Raw genomic sequence first — 14,611 nt, forward strand, 5'->3', positions numbered from 1 at the left:
TCTCCTTCTAGGTATTTATGGCATTAAATCTCGATAGTTTAGGTGATAATTCTCGCATTGCCTTGCGATACACCTCTCGTTTAAATGACACAACCTGTCCTAGCGGATACCAATAGCTCACCCAACGCCAACCATCAAACTCTGGCGATTCAGTGTGATCAATTTTTACCGCACTATCTGCGCTCAACATCCGTAGCAAAAACCATTTTTGCTTCTGGCCAACACATACCGGATGCGAATTGCGCCGGATCATTCGTTTGGGCAATCGGTATCTCAACCAACCTCGGGTTACTGCAACAATTTCTACATCTTCTGCAGCAAGTCCAATCTCTTCTCTTAATTCGCGATACATTGCTTCTTCAGGGGTTTCATCCTCATTGATCCCCCCCTGCGGAAACTGCCAAGCATCTTGGCCAATTCGTCTTGCCCAAAGGACCTGACCCAGCGAGTTAGCCAGAATGATACCGACATTCGGCCTGAACCCATCTGAATCAATCACTTTAGTTATTCCTAATTATTTTTCAGCTATTGTTCCATAATTCTTTGATACTCAGCAAATCCCTTTTCAGACAATTGCATTCAACGCGTATCCTCCCTATCCTTGCGACACTATCTTATTCGTTGAGGAACCTCTTTTGAGCTTAGCAATTTTTGATCTGGACAATACTCTTCTTGCCGGTGACAGTGATCACGCATGGGGCGAATTTTTGTGCGAAAAAGGGATTGTAGATAGCGATGAGTATAGTCGCGCAAACGACTACTTTTACGAGCAATATAAAAATGGCGGATTAGATATTTTTGAATTCCTTGCCTTTGCTCTAAAGCCTTTGGCGCAGATGCAACGTGCAGAGCTAGATAAACTGCATTTAGAGTTTATGGAATCTAAAATTATTCCGATTATGTTACCTAAAGCGGCTGAGCTTCTGCAGAACCACCGCGAACAAGGTGATTACTTGCTTATTATCACAGCGACTAACCGCTTTGTAACAGGCCCTATCGCAGACAAACTGGGTGTAGACGATATTATTGCAACCGACCCTGAAGAAATCGACGGGGAATATACCGGTAAAGTTGCGGGCATACCTTGTTTCCAAGATGGCAAAGTAACGCGCCTAAATGAGTGGTTAAAGCACAATGACTTTAACTTAGAAGGTAGCTATTTCTATAGCGATTCCCACAATGACTTACCGTTGCTGGAGAAAGTAACTCATCCTGTCGCAGTAAACCCAGATGAAACGCTGGAAGATCATGCCAACGCCAACCTTTGGCCTGTGCTTGATCTACGTTGATAAGGCGTAAACATCAGCACAAAAAAGAGAGGCAATAGCCTCTCATTTTTATTTCCGTTAAAACTCAATCAAAGTGTTCCGCAAAATGGCGAACATCGTGAGCTAACTTATCAATCTTATCAGCGGCTTTTTCCATCTCTGCCAAAACAGCCGCACTGATCGCTGACTCAATCAGCAGCGCTAACTCATCAAAATGCTCTTCACCAATATCGTTACACATTGCTGTTGGTAATCTCTCCTTAAAAGACGAGACAACATGTTGAGCATGTGCAGTTTGTTTCATTGTCATCGTTTTACTCCTTAACTCTTACTTATGCACTGGGTGACGATCAATTTGCCCTTGGGCATTGCTGACGATCTGCGGATCCGGCTGAAGATCAATCTCTTCACTTTTATTCGGATAAGGCATACGACTAAGTAGATGGCGCATCGCATTAAGTCTTGCGCGCTTCTTATCGTCAGATTTAATCACCGTCCAAGGCGCATCTGCTGTATCGGTATAAAAAAACATCGATTCTTTGGCTTCTGTATATGAATCCCACTTATCTAAAGAGGCCAAATCGATTGGAGAAAGTTTCCATTGTTTCAACGGATCTACACGGCGAGCCTGAAAACGTCGGAACTGCTCGTCACGGCTTACCGAGAACCAGAACTTAAACAGTTTGATGCCACTTCGCGCCAGCATACGTTCCAGATCAGGTGTCTGACGCATAAACTCTAAATACTCAGATGGCGAACAGAAGTTCATCACCTTCTCAACGCCAGCACGGTTGTACCAAGAACGGTCAAACAGCACTATCTCACCAGCCGTAGGAAGATGATTGATGTAACGCTGGAAATACCACTGTCCTTTCTCTTGCTCGGTCGGCTTTTCCAAAGCCACAACACGGGCACCACGAGGATTGAGGTGCTCCATAATACGTTTGATGGTTCCACCTTTACCGGCGGCGTCACGCCCTTCAAAGAGGATAACAACACGCTGCCCGGTCTCGCGCACCCAGTTCTGCATCTTCAATAGTTCTATCTGCAGCTCTTTTTTGCGCTTTTCGTATTCTTTGCGGGAGATCTTTGTATCGTAAGGGTATTCGCTGGACTCAAACAGATCAGTAACTTCCTGATCCAGCAGTACAGTAGGGCAGATTTCTTCTTGCGGTGGCAAGGTCACATCTGCAGTTTGAACATCAACGTCTGGGGTCTGTAACTCCTGGTTCATAGGCTTACCTCTCTAGTTCGGTTAATCAGTATTACTGATTATGCGCCTACTACATCAGGAGTTTCTGATATAGGTCAAACAACCATTATTATTTTAAAAATTAACGTTCTCTCTATAATTATTCTTCGGTATGATCCCTCGTCCTTTGCGGTTAAACCTTCACGGAATAACAGCCTTTAAGCCACCACTTTACAGTGCTTCAAAGACTCATTTAGCTCATGCATCAACATGCTTCGCGTGATGATACCCACAAGCTTATTCTGCTCAACCACTGCATACACTTTTGGTTTATCCAAACCCATCTGCTGAGCCAAATCGACAATACTCAATCCCGGTGCAACCGTAAGTGGATCGGTACGCATAATATCACCAACAATTTCATGGCTATCACAGTGATAGCTGTCGGTAACCAAATAGGGCAAACAATCAAACTCTGATAAAAAGCCAACCACCTTCAAGTTCTTATCCACAACCGGTAAGCCTAAATACCCAGAATCTAGAATATGAGAAACCGCCTCAACTAGGGGCATATCTGCACTTAGCGGCTTATTCACAGGAAACATTGCATCTTTTACTTGTAACATAACCCTACCCACCTGTTTTATCTTGCTGATTACAGTCTGGCAAAGAACTCGAAAATGACAAATTCACAACAAAAAAGGGAGCTGTTAAAGCTCCCCTTTTTGATCAATTCGCCAAAGCTATGGGCATGGATTCGGATAGCGGACATGAATCGCTTCAATCTCCGCCAGTAAACCTTCATCAAGGTTAAGGTTTACCGAGTCTATATTCGCTGTCAGCTGCCCCATGGTCGTTGCGCCAATAATATTACTGGCAACAAAATCACGACTATTAACAAAAGCCAACGCCATCTGAGCTGGATCCAAATTATGCGCTCGCGCTAGCGATACATACTCTTCAGTCGCTTTTATACCTTGTTCATTCAGATATCGAGTGTAATCAGGAAACAGGGTTAAACGGCCTTTCTCAGGCTGAGCGCCATTAAGGTACTTGCCACTCAAGGTACCAAATGCCATTGGTGAATACGGCAGTAGAGACACCTGCTCACGCATCAAAACCTCGGTTAAACCGACCTCGGAGGAGCGGTTTAACAAGTTGTAAGGATTCTGTACGGAAACAACTCGTGGCAGGCCTAATTGCTCAGCATAAGCGAGAAACTTCATGGTTCCCCATGCCGTTTCATTGGATAAGCCCACATATCTAATCAAGCCTTCATCCACCAGCTCTTTTAAAATGTTTAGGGTTTCCAAAATTGCTGCCCCATCGTTTTCTGGAGCATGCTGATAGCCTAACTTACCAAAGAAATTAGTGGTGCGATCTGGCCAGTGGAGTTGGTATAAGTCGATATAATCGGTTTGAAGACGCTTTAAACTGCCTTGGATCGCTTCACGAATATTTTTGCGATCAAAATGCATATCAGGGCGGATAAAGCTGACAAAATATCCAGGCCCCGCAACCTTTGTTGCAACGATCACCTTATCGCGGTTATTCCGTTGCTTCATCCAGTTACCGATGTAGGTCTCTGTTAGCCCCTGATAACGCTCATCCACAGGCACTGGATACATCTCAGCAGCATCAAGAAAATTGACACCTTGCGCCCAGGCATAATCCAGCTGTTCAAACGCTTCGACCTCAGTGTTTTGTCGACCGAAGGTCATAGTTCCCAGACAGATCAGACTCACATTGAGATCAGTATTACCTAGCTGACGATATTGCATGGTAAAGCTCCTATCTGGGAACAGATGTCAGGTTAAGACGATGGCAAAACTCTGACAAAGAATGATTTAAGGTAATCCGTTTCGGGAATCGCTGGATGTACCGGGTGGTCTGCACCCTGATGCCCCTGATCAAAGATCTGAGCATTACGATCCAATTCGCGGCTATTACTACGAATAATATCGATCAAGCGATCACGTTGAAGATGCATAGAGCATGACGCAGACACCAAGATTCCGTCTTTCTTCAGAAGACGCATGGCGAAATTATTCATACGGGAGTAAGCACGCTCACCGTTACGAATATCCTTTTTCTTCTGAATAAACGCAGGCGGATCCAACACAACCACATCAAATTTTTCTTTATCTGCAATCAGAGACTTACAAATATCAAAGGCATCGCCGTGGAAGCCTTCGAAACGATCAGACGCATTGTTGATACGCGCGTTCTCAGCAGCCACTTCTAGAGCAAAGTGGGATGCATCGACACAGATCGCCTGATTAGCACCAGCAGCCAAAGCCTGCGCGCCCCAGCCACCTACGTAACTAAACAGATCCAGTACGCGCTTACCTTCAACATGTTTTTGCATCTGAGCACGGTTATTACGGTGATCGTAGAACCAACCAGTTTTCTGGCCTTTCTGCAATGGCGCTAGCAGTGGTACAGAGTTTTCCATCAACGGACACAGCTCTGGGATATCACCTTGGATGATCTCTGTGTAGGTTTCCAAGCCTTCCATATCGCGCATTTTGCCGTCGTTACGCAGCAAAATCGCTTTCGGCGTGAACACTTTGTTCAATGCGTCGATAATGTCATCTAGCACCGCTTCCATGCCGGCTGTAGAGATCTGTACAACAAACACATCGTAGAAACGATCAATCACTAGACCTGGTAGAGCATCACTGTCACCAAACACCAAACGATAGCAATCATCAGTAAAGCAGCTTTCACGCAGTGATAACGCCACTTTAAGACGGTGAATGATTAAGGAACGATCCAAAGTGTATTTAAGATCACGACTGACGATTCGACCGCAAATCAACGTATTTGGGTTTACATAAGCAACGCCTAAAGGTTTGCCTTTGTCAGTTTCGACAATAACCTGCTGGCCCGGCTCAAAGCTCTTCAGCGGCGTCACGCGGTTATCCACTTCGTTACTGTAGATCCAAAGGTGACCACCACGCAGCCTGCGTTCAGCCCCACTGTTTAGTTTTAGAGTTTGCAGTGACATGTTTTTCCTGTTTTACAGACAACTGTCCCGGCATATAGCCGGGACAAGGTATTTATTTCTCAGGCCGAGGCCCTAAATCTGACTTAAGCTTCAGATTCGCACAGATCGTTGTAAGCTTCTGCGCTTAGTAGTTCGTTCAACTCATCAGCGTCGCTTAGCTTCAACTTGAAGAACCAACCATCACCGTATGGGTCAGAGTTAACTAGCTCTGGAGAGTCTTCCAGATCTTCGTTAACGGCTACAACTTCACCACTTAGCGGCGCGTATACATCAGATGCAGCTTTAACAGACTCAACAACACCTGTTTCATCACCTGATTCTACTTCAGCACCGACTTCTGGCAGCTCAACGAAAACTACGTCACCCAAAAGGTCTTGCGCGTGATCTGTTACACCGATGACAACGGTGCCATCACCTTCAACGCGGATCCACTCGTGACTAGCAACGTATTTCAGTTCAGATGGAATGTTACTCATGTTTATTTCCTACCCCTATGGGTCCTGTTTAAATCGAATTCTTAGTCAAAAACTTTTTTGCCGTTACGGACAAAAGAAGGACGAATTACACGTACAGACACCAACTTGCCTTTACCACGCAGATCCACTTCAGCTGTATCCGTTGTGCCCACTGGCACACGCGCCATAGCGATAGAACAACCCAACGTCGGAGAGAATGTACCACTGGTAATCTCGCCTTCGCCAATGCCTTCTACTACAACCTTCTGATGTGCACGCAATACACCACGTGCTTCCATCACTAGACCTACAAGCTTATGGCTTACACCTGCATCGCGCTGCTGTTGTAGTGCTTCGCGGCCGATAAATACACGCTCTTGAGGTTCCCAAGCGATAGTCCAACCCATATTAGCCGCAAGTGGAGAAATGGTTTCATCCATATCTGCGCCATATAGGTTCATACCCGCCTCTAAACGCAAAGTGTCGCGCGCGCCTAGTCCACACGGAGCAACGCCAGCATCTGCGAGTGCCTGCCAGAAATCTGCTACCTCATCTTCAGGCAGCATCACTTCTAAACCGTCTTCACCAGTATAGCCAGTTCTCGCAATAAACCAGCCTTCTGACTCTAAACCTTGGAAAACACTTAACTGATCGATCAAATTAGCACGAGACTCAGTTACAGCTTGTTTAGCCAACGCTAATGCGTCTGGGCCTTGCACCGCTACCATCGCCAATTCTGGCTGCTCTGTTAACGCAACGTCATCAAAGCTAGCTGTCTGGTCAGACATCCAACGTAAATCTTTTTCGCGTGTTGCACAGTTCACAACGACACGGAACCACTCACCAGCAACACCTGGCTCTGTCATTAGGTAGACAATAAGATCATCAATTACACCAGCATCTTCATTCAGCATGCCGCTGTACATCGCCTTACCTTTTTCCTGCAACTTAGCAACATCGTTTGCTAGCAGGTAACGTAAATACTCTTTAGCGTCTGTGCCGGTAACGTCTACAACCGTCATGTGGGAGACATCAAACATACCAGCAGCTTGTCGAACTTTGTGATGCTCATCCACCTGAGAACCATAGTGGATTGGCATATCCCAACCACCGAAATCGACTAGCTTAGCACCCATCTCTTGGTGCTTTTCGTACAATGCAGTTTTGCTACCCATATTATTAACTCTTATCAGGGGCTAGCTTAGGCCTTGTTATCGTCATAAACAGGTCTTGCTAGGCTTTAACAACTGCTTTTCAGCTCAAGAGCGAATCAATTGACCTGAAAAACAAAAAAAGGGAAGACAATTTATAGGGATTCTCTTCACAGTTCAATCTTTGAACGACAAACTAGGGTTGCGACTATGGTCGGATCAGATTATCCAAGCCGATTATTCTTGAATGTTTCTCTGCGCCAATTGTGGCAAACGACCAGATAACCCCATCGCATCCATCACAATATGATTTTTAACTGGAGATAGTTTATCCAATAAGTTCATGCCCATATTGCGCGCCAAGCAAGCTAAAGGCTGTCTGGTATTAAATAAACGCTTGAAGCTTTCCATGGCTAAAGACATCTGAATATTGTCATTGCGGCGTTCGCGCTGGAATCTGCGTAACACCGATTGGGCGCCTAAAGGCTCACCTCGACGCGAAGCGTCCATCAATGTTTCAGCTAACTGAGCCGCATCCAGCAAACCTAAGTTAACACCCTGACCTGCCAGAGGATGGATGGTATGTGCCGCATCCCCAATTGCAGCAAAGCCAGGCTGAATATAATGCTGAGCATGACGCTGTCGTAACGGGAAAACACTGCGTTGATCGCACCATTCTATTTCACCTAGACGTTTCTCAAATGCACGACCTAATTGCTGGCAAAACTCTTCGTCGGGCAACGCCATCAGCTCATTAGCATGTTCTGGCGATGTCGACCAAACAATCGAGCAGTAGTAATCACCCTCTTCGCTACTCAAAGGTAACAATGCCAGCGGTCCATCTTCGGTAAAACGCTGCCAAGCGGTCGCTTGGTGAGGCAGCTCGGTTTTAACGGTGGTCACAATGGCATGATGACCATAATCCCATTCCACCATTGGTAGGCCCGCATGTTGACGTGTTTTTGATAACGCGCCATCCGCAGCAACCACTAGATCCGCTTGAATGATACGACCATCACTCAATTTAACAGCACGACCTTGATCAGACTGGGGAGATAGCTCCGTCACTGTCACGCCGGTAATCAGCTCTACTGAAGGTGTTTCTAAAAGAACCTGGTACAAACCCGCCAGTGTCACACGATTTTCTACAATATGACCTAGAGCGGGTTCATGCAGTTCTCGCGCTGAGAAGTGAATATGCCCAGTCCCTTCGCCATCCCAAACATCCATCTCGGTGTAGGGGCTTAGACGATAATCCTGTATATACTTCCAAGCACCTACAGACGTTAAGATCTGCTGTGAGGCACAGGTGAGCGCACTGACACGAGGGTCATAGCCCTTAGCTTGAGCGCCTTTAACAAACTCAGAGAAACCACTGATATCGCCTTCGCGCTGCTCTAAAAGCGTGACTTTAATATCGGCATCCGCCAAAGCCGCAGCAAGAGTAACTCCCACCATGCCGGCTCCAACAATCACTACATCTGAATTAAGCACTTGTGCCTGTGTATTTTCTGGCATGATCTATCTCTATTTCAGGTCTGGAGCGGGCATATCTAAGCCCATGGCACCACGGGCAAAAACAGTTCTAGCAGGCGGACAAATATCTAACAGTTGCAGGCCAAGGTTACGGCCGGCTGCAAGCAGAATATTATTATTGGAGAACAGCTTCATAGTCTGATCGCTCAGCCCAATTGTGCGCTGCTGATCTTGTCGTTGCTGTTCGTAGAAATCCTGAAGTACGTTTAAGTCACCTAGATTACCGCCCGCCTTACGAGCTTGAATTAGGTGATCAGCCAAAGCGACTACACCACGTAACGCCAAGTTGTATCCTTGTCCAGCGATTGGATGCAAGGCATGCGCAGCGTTACCTAACACCACTAAACCCTGACGCACCTGTTCCTGTGCTAAAACCAGTTTTAGAGGATAGGTATGTCGTTCACCTACTTTGACAAAATTACCTGCGCGATGGCCAAAGCGTTCGTGCAGACGTGCTATAAACTCAGCTTCCTCAAGCGCCATCACTTCATCGACTTGATCATTAGGCACTGTCCAAACTAGACCACAACGATGCTGACCGTTTTGTTCTTCCAAGGGTAACAGCGCCATAGGGCCCGTATCGGTAAAACGCTCATAAGCAATATCGTTGTGTGAGCGGTCTAAGCTGACGTTGGCTATAACAGCATGTTGCTCGTAGGTTGTTTCACTGTAGTTCATGCCCATCCCTTCACGCAATGAGGAACGGCCACCATCAGCCATCACAACCAATTCAGTCGTTAACTGATGCGTCTCACCCTCTTTTTCTAGGGTAACGCCCATCTGGTCAGAGCCATACTGAACATCTTTCACTTCGGCAGGGCAGATAAAATCAATGCGATTCGCATCATTCTGCTTTAAACGATCTAGCAGGACACGTCCAAGCCATTGGTTTTCGACCACATAACCCAGCGCCGGCACTCTTTCCTGCTCTGCATGCAGACGCGTCACACCAAAATGACCTTTATCTGAAACGTGAATATGTTTGATGGGTGCTAAATGCGTTTTTAGCGTTGGCCAGATACCCATGACTTCGTAGATAGAACGGCTTCCATAAGCCAATGCCGTCGCTCTGGAATCATAACTCGGCTGATACTCCAGTGCGCTTTTCTCAGGCATAGGAAAGGCTTCAATTACGGCGATATTCAGATCAAGCTGTTCACTCGCTGGCAGAAGAGCACAAGCTAAGCTCGCGCCCACCATGCCGCCACCGATCACCACGATGTCATAGTGCTGTTTCATTTTGCTGCCATTAACGCTTCAATTTCTGCAATTTCTTTCGGCACAGCTGCAGTAAGGTTTTCGTTCCCCTCTGCAGTGATCAATATATCATCTTCAATACGCACACCAATACCGCGCCAACGAGGTTCAACATTTTCGTTGTCCGCAGCGATATAGATCCCTGGTTCCACCGTCATCACCATACCCGGCTCTAACGGACGCCATTCGCCATCGACTTTGTAATCGCCAACATCATGAACATCCATACCTAACCAATGACCAATACGGTGCATATAAAAATCACGGTAGCGACCCGCTGAGATCTCTTCACTCAAGGTACCCGATAGCAAACCTAGCTCAATCAGTCCTGCGGTTAACACTTCTACCGACTTTTCGTGTACGGCTTCCCACAAAACACCAGGTTTTGCGAATTCAATACAAGCTTTCTGTGCTTTCAAAACCAGTTCGTATATTGCCGCTTGTTCTGGACTAAAGCGACCATTTACAGGGAAAGTACGTGTAATATCGCCGGCATAATGATCTAGCTCACACCCGGCATCGATTAACACCAGATCACCGTCATTGAGCGGCTCGCTGTTTTCGATGTAATGCAGTACACAAGCATTTGCTCCACCACCCACGATCGTCGAGTACGCTGGCTGGCGCGCTCCATTCATCGTAAAGTGGTGCAATATCTCCGCTTCTAACTGATATTCCATCACACCCGGCTTACACAGCTGCATCGCCTTAACATGGCCCTGCGCAGAGATTTCACCGGCACGACGCATCATCTCTTTTTCTGCATCACCCTTAATCAAGCGCATCTCATGTAACAGGCAATCCAGCATCACCAATTCAGAAGGCGCAACTGCCCCTTGGCGCACTTTTGCGCGGATCAGGTTTAGCCAGTGTCGAACGCGTTGATCCAGCTCTTCATCTTTACCAATGGAGTAATAGATTCGAGATACGCCATTTAACAGCCCCGGCAGGATATCGTCGACTTCATCAATGGCATGAGCTTCATCCATGCCATAGTCATTCACAGCGCCTTCAGGCCCTGCACGATAGCCATTCCAGATCTCCATCAGCTTGTCACGATTACGACAGAACAGCACCGATTCACCATCTGTACGACCCGGCATCAATAGCAGCACTGCATCCGGCTCGTTAAAACCTGTTAAATAGTAAAAGTTGCTATCCTGACGAAATGGATATTCAACATCGCTATTGCGCTGCTTCATCTGCGCAGAAGGAATAATCGCGATACTGCCCGGTGACATCTGCGCCATCAACGCAGCACGACGTGCGACAAACTGATCAAGACCGATCTTCATTAGTGCAACCTGTTGTTTTCTGGCTTAGCTTTAGCAAACTCTTTTTCTTTCTCTTCTAACGCTTTATTACACTCAGTAAACAGCATCAAAACGGCCATACGCACATATTCTTGAACTTCCATCAGATCTGCTTCGTTTTCATCAAGCTCTTCCAGATCGGAAGAAATTTGTGCGATCTGGCCAAGGTCATTGAGGGTCTCTTTCGCTTCAGGCGATAAGCTGGCATCTGTATGTTTGCCATAGAGGCCAAATCCACTTAGGAAGCTCTGACACCAACGCCCTAGCGATTCAGCACGCATAGAGATCTCATCCTCATCATCTGGAAGTACCATATCGAACTCCAGATCCATACTTTCCATACAACCAAGCGTAGCGGTGTAAAGATTCGTCACCACCGACTTACTGCTGTCTTGGGAGAGGGATTCTATATCAAGCAATTCATTAACGATCTTCTCTAACGCCGCTGATTTTAAACGTGCACCCGCAGCTAAATGTCCCGAGATAACTCCATGGAGTTCCGAAGGTGATACAGCTCTCACCCCCTCCTCTACAAACATATTTGCGATAAGTTCAAAATCGGGTAGATCTACAGGTACATTTTCTAAAGACATGAATCGAATCCATCAATAATATCGTGCTGTTAATCCTAGCATTTCAACACTTCCTGTGCAGCGTCATTGACCCACAGACAGGGGCTGATTATAGTCCTGCTGAGAATAATTTAGCTTTAGGGGCATTCTTTCTGCATGACTGAGCATTACTTTAACGCGCTGGAACAGAAAATCGATCAACTTCTGGAACGCTGCGAACAACTAAATCAGGAAAATATTCAGCTGCGTGCCCGTGAACAACAGCTTAAAGAGGAGCGTGCTCAATTAGTACAGCTCAACGAACAAACGCAATCTAAAATTCAAGCGATGATCATGCGACTTAAAGCGTTGGAGCAAAACAAATGAGCCAGCCAGAATCCCAACCTGTCACTATTACTCTGCTAGACAAAGAGTTTAATTTTAACTGTCCGGCTGACGCAGAAGCTGAATTATTGGCTTCCGCAGATTTTCTTAATGAGAAAATGTTAGAGATCCGAAAAACAGGCAAAGTATTAGGACTTGAGCGGATAGCAGTGATGGCAGCACTCAACTTGGCTCATGAGTTATTGCAATCCAAACAAGCGAACACCAGCAATATTGAAGAACGCCTACGCCACCTTGGCAACAAAATTGATCAAGCGTTAATCAACGAAACACAAACTGCTAATTCGGACAGTTAACCACTGTCCTTGAAAACTTTTCAACTTAAGAAAAGTGTATATTTAACAGCCAGTTACAGCACCACCTAGCAGAAAATATTTTTATTACAAGTCCTGACACCGGCATCATTAAGGGTATAATAAAAACATGCCCTGGGGTGTTCGACCGTTGGTTACGTCCCTCGAGCCGATAATCACACTTTTGGGGGTTGCTCGTAGTTTCTGGTGTGCATGTCCGATTTACCGGAAAGCCTAATGATACTCAGTAACCACCTCCTTGAACCTTCGGGTTCAGGGCCATATCCGACACCGGCACCTTGGGGATCTTCATTTCACAATGACTCAACAACGCAAACAACTCCGCCAGCGTATTCGTCAACTCAGACGCTCTTTAACTCCTCTACAACAGGAACAAGCCGCACAAGGTTTGCTAAAGAATATACGCACCCGCGCAGATTTCAGACGTGCTAAGAGTATCGCCATCTACCTACCTAACGATGGAGAGATAAACCCCGAACCGTTGATTCACTTCTGCTGGAAACTAGGCAAGGAAGTCTACCTACCTGTATTGCATCCTATTCTTCACAATCGCTTATGGTTTACGCCGTACACAAACCAAACACCGATGATTAAGAATATCTACGGTATCCGAGAGCCCAAACTACAACCGCACAAACGCAGAGCCGCTTGGGCGATCGATTTAGTCTTGTTACCTCTAGTCGCCTTCGATGCAAAAGGCAATCGAATGGGCATGGGCGGCGGATACTATGACCGCACATTCGGCTTTAAAAATCTGAAGAAAAGCATGAAAGGACCAAGCCTTATCGGGCTGGCACATGAAATTCAGAGAGTAGAAGAGTTACCTGTAGAGAGCTGGGATATCCCTCTAACATCGATTGTTACTGATAGCAGGAGCTATCTATAACGCAATTGAAAGCTTAGCTGTTAAAGACTTGCTCAAACAGAGAAGCAAACTGGAAATCTGCATGCGATACGCCGGTCATTACAGACCCTAGTACAAACACGACTACCAAGATTAGAACCAGATCAGGACCTTTTTTCATTATTCTGCCTATAAGGTTTACCACACATTAAACAAACGCTCGTTTACTTAATGCCCGGCCGTAGTTTTTCATAAATACAGTTTTTTGCAACCCCTTATAAATCATGGGGCAATAAGACTATCGGCCAGTTACATAATTATTTTAATCCAGAATTGTAAAAAGAGCCAATTACCTACTGATTTATAAACTTTTTTGCAGAAAGTTAAGAAAAATCATCATAAAAGGTATGGTTAACATCGAGAAAAGTGTCTGTCCGGTGATAATGGCAGCCATCATTTGCACATCCCCACCAAGCTGACGCGCCAGAATATAAGAGGATGCAGCCGTTGGTAAAGCCGCGTACAACCAGATAATTTCAGCATTTGGCAATCCCAATACAACACAGATCAGAAAGGCCAATAATGGCATTAATAACAGTTTGATCAACGAGGTTGCACAAAGCGCTTGGCCACTTTTCATTAGGACCTTAAAACTCAGTCCTGCTCCGACAGATAACAGCCCTAAAGGCAGAGCCATACGACCTAGGAATTCAGCGATAGGCATCAGCAGATTCGGGAAACCTACCCCTGTCTGATTTAGCAACAAACCACACAAGCTACCGACAATAAGGGGGTTCTTTAACAACGCTAACAGCACACTCTTTAAATCTTGAGTGCTACGGGTAAAGTAGGAAAAGACCAATACACAGCAGAAATTCAGCAACGGGATCATTAAGGCCATCACCACTGCACCAACCACTACCCCTTGAGGACCAAACAGGGTTGCCGAAGCAGCCAAGCCCACATAAACATTGAAACGAACTCCACCCTGATAAATGGAGGTAATCCCGGCAGCATCGACCTTCAGGAACGGTTTCGCCAAAAAGACCAACAAACTCCCCCCAAAAACCAGCAACACAACAGCCAACCCTACCTGATCCAGAGGAACAGCAGTCATATCGGTACTAGCTAAGCGGGACACCAACAAGATAGGAAAAAGAACAAAGTAAGTCGCCTTTTCCGCCTGCCCCCAAAAGTCATCGGTTAGAAATCCGCTCTTTCTCGCCGCATAGCCTAATAAAATAAGTGCAAATACCGGCCATAGAGCACTGATAATTTCGATCATAGTGTTATAGTGATCTTATAAAGTTAATAA

The 14,611-nt window shown here is 46.0% G+C and carries 18 protein-coding genes and 1 other RNA gene; 5 read left to right on the top strand and 14 right to left on the bottom strand.

Features of this window, described 5'->3' with window-relative positions; translation table 11 throughout:
- Positions 1-7 precede the first annotated feature (7 nt).
- Entirely contained in the window at positions 8-499 is a 492-nt protein-coding gene (locus ACMXYW_RS15655; protein ID WP_415882757.1) for an RNA pyrophosphohydrolase, read from the bottom strand.
- A 136-nt stretch (positions 500-635) separates the two neighbouring features.
- On the opposite strand from ACMXYW_RS15655, the gene ACMXYW_RS15660 reads away from it, so the two are divergent.
- The gene (locus ACMXYW_RS15660) at positions 636-1,289 is read left to right on the top strand and encodes an HAD family hydrolase (protein ID WP_415886149.1); all 654 of its coding nucleotides are present in this window, start codon (positions 636-638) and stop codon (positions 1,287-1,289) included.
- Between the two features lie 64 nt (positions 1,290-1,353).
- Here ACMXYW_RS15660 and ACMXYW_RS15665 read toward each other — a convergent pair whose 3' ends face one another.
- The 11 genes from ACMXYW_RS15665 to ACMXYW_RS15715 all read right to left on the bottom strand — a co-directional run bounded on the left by ACMXYW_RS15665 (position 1,354) and on the right by ACMXYW_RS15715 (position 11,775).
- Positions 1,354-1,578, bottom strand: coding sequence for a phosphatase (locus tag ACMXYW_RS15665; protein WP_415899450.1), 225 nt, complete (start codon positions 1,576-1,578; stop codon positions 1,354-1,356).
- A gap of 18 nt (positions 1,579-1,596) precedes the next feature.
- On the bottom strand, positions 1,597-2,502 hold the full coding sequence (gene ppk2 / locus ACMXYW_RS15670; protein ID WP_415892771.1) for a polyphosphate kinase 2: 906 nt from the start codon (positions 2,500-2,502) through the stop codon (positions 1,597-1,599).
- A gap of 176 nt (positions 2,503-2,678) precedes the next feature.
- Positions 2,679-3,086 (bottom strand): CBS domain-containing protein, encoded by a 408-nt coding sequence (locus tag ACMXYW_RS15675; RefSeq protein WP_415892772.1) that lies wholly within the window; start codon positions 3,084-3,086, stop codon positions 2,679-2,681.
- 117 nt (positions 3,087-3,203) lie between these two features.
- Positions 3,204-4,241, bottom strand: a complete 1,038-nt coding sequence (locus ACMXYW_RS15680) for an NADP(H)-dependent aldo-keto reductase (RefSeq protein ID WP_415904637.1) — start codon at positions 4,239-4,241, stop codon at positions 3,204-3,206.
- 32 nt (positions 4,242-4,273) lie between these two features.
- Positions 4,274-5,470 carry a class I SAM-dependent rRNA methyltransferase gene (locus tag ACMXYW_RS15685; protein ID WP_415892774.1) on the bottom strand — a complete coding sequence of 399 codons (1,197 nt, stop codon included), beginning with the start codon at positions 5,468-5,470 and terminating at the stop codon, positions 4,274-4,276.
- Between the two features lie 83 nt (positions 5,471-5,553).
- Positions 5,554-5,946 (bottom strand): glycine cleavage system protein GcvH, encoded by a 393-nt coding sequence (gene gcvH / locus ACMXYW_RS15690; protein ID WP_415882764.1) that lies wholly within the window; start codon positions 5,944-5,946, stop codon positions 5,554-5,556.
- A 41-nt stretch (positions 5,947-5,987) separates the two neighbouring features.
- Positions 5,988-7,100, bottom strand: coding sequence for a glycine cleavage system aminomethyltransferase GcvT (gene gcvT / locus ACMXYW_RS15695; RefSeq protein WP_415895341.1), 1,113 nt, complete (start codon positions 7,098-7,100; stop codon positions 5,988-5,990).
- 213 nt (positions 7,101-7,313) lie between these two features.
- A complete protein-coding gene (locus ACMXYW_RS15700) occupies positions 7,314-8,594 on the bottom strand; it encodes a UbiH/UbiF/VisC/COQ6 family ubiquinone biosynthesis hydroxylase (RefSeq protein WP_415904638.1) in 1,281 nt (426 codons plus the stop codon).
- A gap of 9 nt (positions 8,595-8,603) precedes the next feature.
- On the bottom strand, positions 8,604-9,851 hold the full coding sequence (ubiH, locus tag ACMXYW_RS15705) for a 2-octaprenyl-6-methoxyphenyl hydroxylase (RefSeq protein WP_415904639.1): 1,248 nt from the start codon (positions 9,849-9,851) through the stop codon (positions 8,604-8,606).
- A complete protein-coding gene (gene pepP / locus ACMXYW_RS15710; RefSeq protein WP_415904640.1) occupies positions 9,848-11,164 on the bottom strand; it encodes a Xaa-Pro aminopeptidase in 1,317 nt (438 codons plus the stop codon). The genes ubiH and pepP overlap by 4 nt, the downstream gene beginning before the upstream one ends.
- Positions 11,164-11,775 (bottom strand): UPF0149 family protein, encoded by a 612-nt coding sequence (locus ACMXYW_RS15715; protein WP_415904641.1) that lies wholly within the window; start codon positions 11,773-11,775, stop codon positions 11,164-11,166. The genes pepP and ACMXYW_RS15715 overlap by 1 nt, the downstream gene beginning before the upstream one ends.
- 135 nt (positions 11,776-11,910) lie before the next feature.
- Between ACMXYW_RS15715 and ACMXYW_RS15720 the strand changes: the two genes are divergently transcribed.
- The 4 genes from ACMXYW_RS15720 (at position 11,911) to ACMXYW_RS15735 (ending at position 13,338) form a co-directional block, all read left to right on the top strand.
- On the top strand, positions 11,911-12,120 hold the full coding sequence (locus ACMXYW_RS15720) for a TIGR02449 family protein (RefSeq protein ID WP_415882770.1): 210 nt from the start codon (positions 11,911-11,913) through the stop codon (positions 12,118-12,120).
- On the top strand, positions 12,117-12,434 hold the full coding sequence (locus tag ACMXYW_RS15725; protein ID WP_415904642.1) for a cell division protein ZapA: 318 nt from the start codon (positions 12,117-12,119) through the stop codon (positions 12,432-12,434). Before ACMXYW_RS15720 ends, ACMXYW_RS15725 begins: the two co-directional genes overlap by 4 nt.
- A 126-nt stretch (positions 12,435-12,560) precedes the next feature.
- A non-coding RNA gene (gene ssrS / locus ACMXYW_RS15730) (6S RNA) lies at positions 12,561-12,741 on the top strand.
- Between the two features lie 9 nt (positions 12,742-12,750).
- Positions 12,751-13,338, top strand: coding sequence for a 5-formyltetrahydrofolate cyclo-ligase (locus ACMXYW_RS15735; protein WP_415904643.1), 588 nt, complete (start codon positions 12,751-12,753; stop codon positions 13,336-13,338).
- Positions 13,339-13,351: 13 nt separating this feature from the next.
- On the opposite strand, the gene ACMXYW_RS15740 is transcribed toward ACMXYW_RS15735, so the two are convergent.
- Together ACMXYW_RS15740 and ACMXYW_RS15745 are read right to left on the bottom strand one after the other, a co-directional pair.
- Positions 13,352-13,477: a hypothetical protein gene (locus tag ACMXYW_RS15740; RefSeq protein ID WP_415882773.1), complete on the bottom strand. Its 126-nt coding sequence runs from the start codon at positions 13,475-13,477 to the stop codon at positions 13,352-13,354.
- 180 nt (positions 13,478-13,657) lie between these two features.
- The gene (locus tag ACMXYW_RS15745; protein WP_415904644.1) at positions 13,658-14,581 is read right to left on the bottom strand and encodes an AEC family transporter; all 924 of its coding nucleotides are present in this window, start codon (positions 14,579-14,581) and stop codon (positions 13,658-13,660) included.
- Between the last annotated feature and the right edge of the window lie 30 nt (positions 14,582-14,611).

Source organism: Neptuniibacter sp. QD48_55 (assembly GCF_047778115.1).
Taxonomy (GTDB): Bacteria; Pseudomonadota; Gammaproteobacteria; order Pseudomonadales; family Balneatricaceae; genus Neptuniibacter.

Coding starts and splice junctions, on each gene's coding strand:
- ACMXYW_RS15715 (WP_415904641.1), bottom strand. CDS start 11,775: ATGTCTTTAGAAAATGTACCTGTAGATCTACCCGATTTTGAACTTATC.
- ACMXYW_RS15680 (WP_415904637.1), bottom strand. CDS start 4,241: ATGCAATATCGTCAGCTAGGTAATACTGATCTCAATGTGAGTCTGATC.
- ACMXYW_RS15720 (WP_415882770.1), top strand. CDS start 11,911: ATGACTGAGCATTACTTTAACGCGCTGGAACAGAAAATCGATCAACTT.
- ACMXYW_RS15685 (WP_415892774.1), bottom strand. CDS start 5,470: ATGTCACTGCAAACTCTAAAACTAAACAGTGGGGCTGAACGCAGGCTG.
- gcvT (WP_415895341.1), bottom strand. CDS start 7,100: ATGGGTAGCAAAACTGCATTGTACGAAAAGCACCAAGAGATGGGTGCT.
- ACMXYW_RS15700 (WP_415904638.1), bottom strand. CDS start 8,594: ATGCCAGAAAATACACAGGCACAAGTGCTTAATTCAGATGTAGTGATT.
- gcvH (WP_415882764.1), bottom strand. CDS start 5,946: ATGAGTAACATTCCATCTGAACTGAAATACGTTGCTAGTCACGAGTGG.
- ACMXYW_RS15745 (WP_415904644.1), bottom strand. CDS start 14,581: ATGATCGAAATTATCAGTGCTCTATGGCCGGTATTTGCACTTATTTTA.
- ACMXYW_RS15675 (WP_415892772.1), bottom strand. CDS start 3,086: ATGTTACAAGTAAAAGATGCAATGTTTCCTGTGAATAAGCCGCTAAGT.
- ACMXYW_RS15735 (WP_415904643.1), top strand. CDS start 12,751: ATGACTCAACAACGCAAACAACTCCGCCAGCGTATTCGTCAACTCAGA.
- ACMXYW_RS15725 (WP_415904642.1), top strand. CDS start 12,117: ATGAGCCAGCCAGAATCCCAACCTGTCACTATTACTCTGCTAGACAAA.
- ACMXYW_RS15740 (WP_415882773.1), bottom strand. CDS start 13,477: ATGAAAAAAGGTCCTGATCTGGTTCTAATCTTGGTAGTCGTGTTTGTA.
- ubiH (WP_415904639.1), bottom strand. CDS start 9,851: ATGAAACAGCACTATGACATCGTGGTGATCGGTGGCGGCATGGTGGGC.
- ppk2 (WP_415892771.1), bottom strand. CDS start 2,502: ATGAACCAGGAGTTACAGACCCCAGACGTTGATGTTCAAACTGCAGAT.
- ACMXYW_RS15665 (WP_415899450.1), bottom strand. CDS start 1,578: ATGACAATGAAACAAACTGCACATGCTCAACATGTTGTCTCGTCTTTT.
- pepP (WP_415904640.1), bottom strand. CDS start 11,164: ATGAAGATCGGTCTTGATCAGTTTGTCGCACGTCGTGCTGCGTTGATG.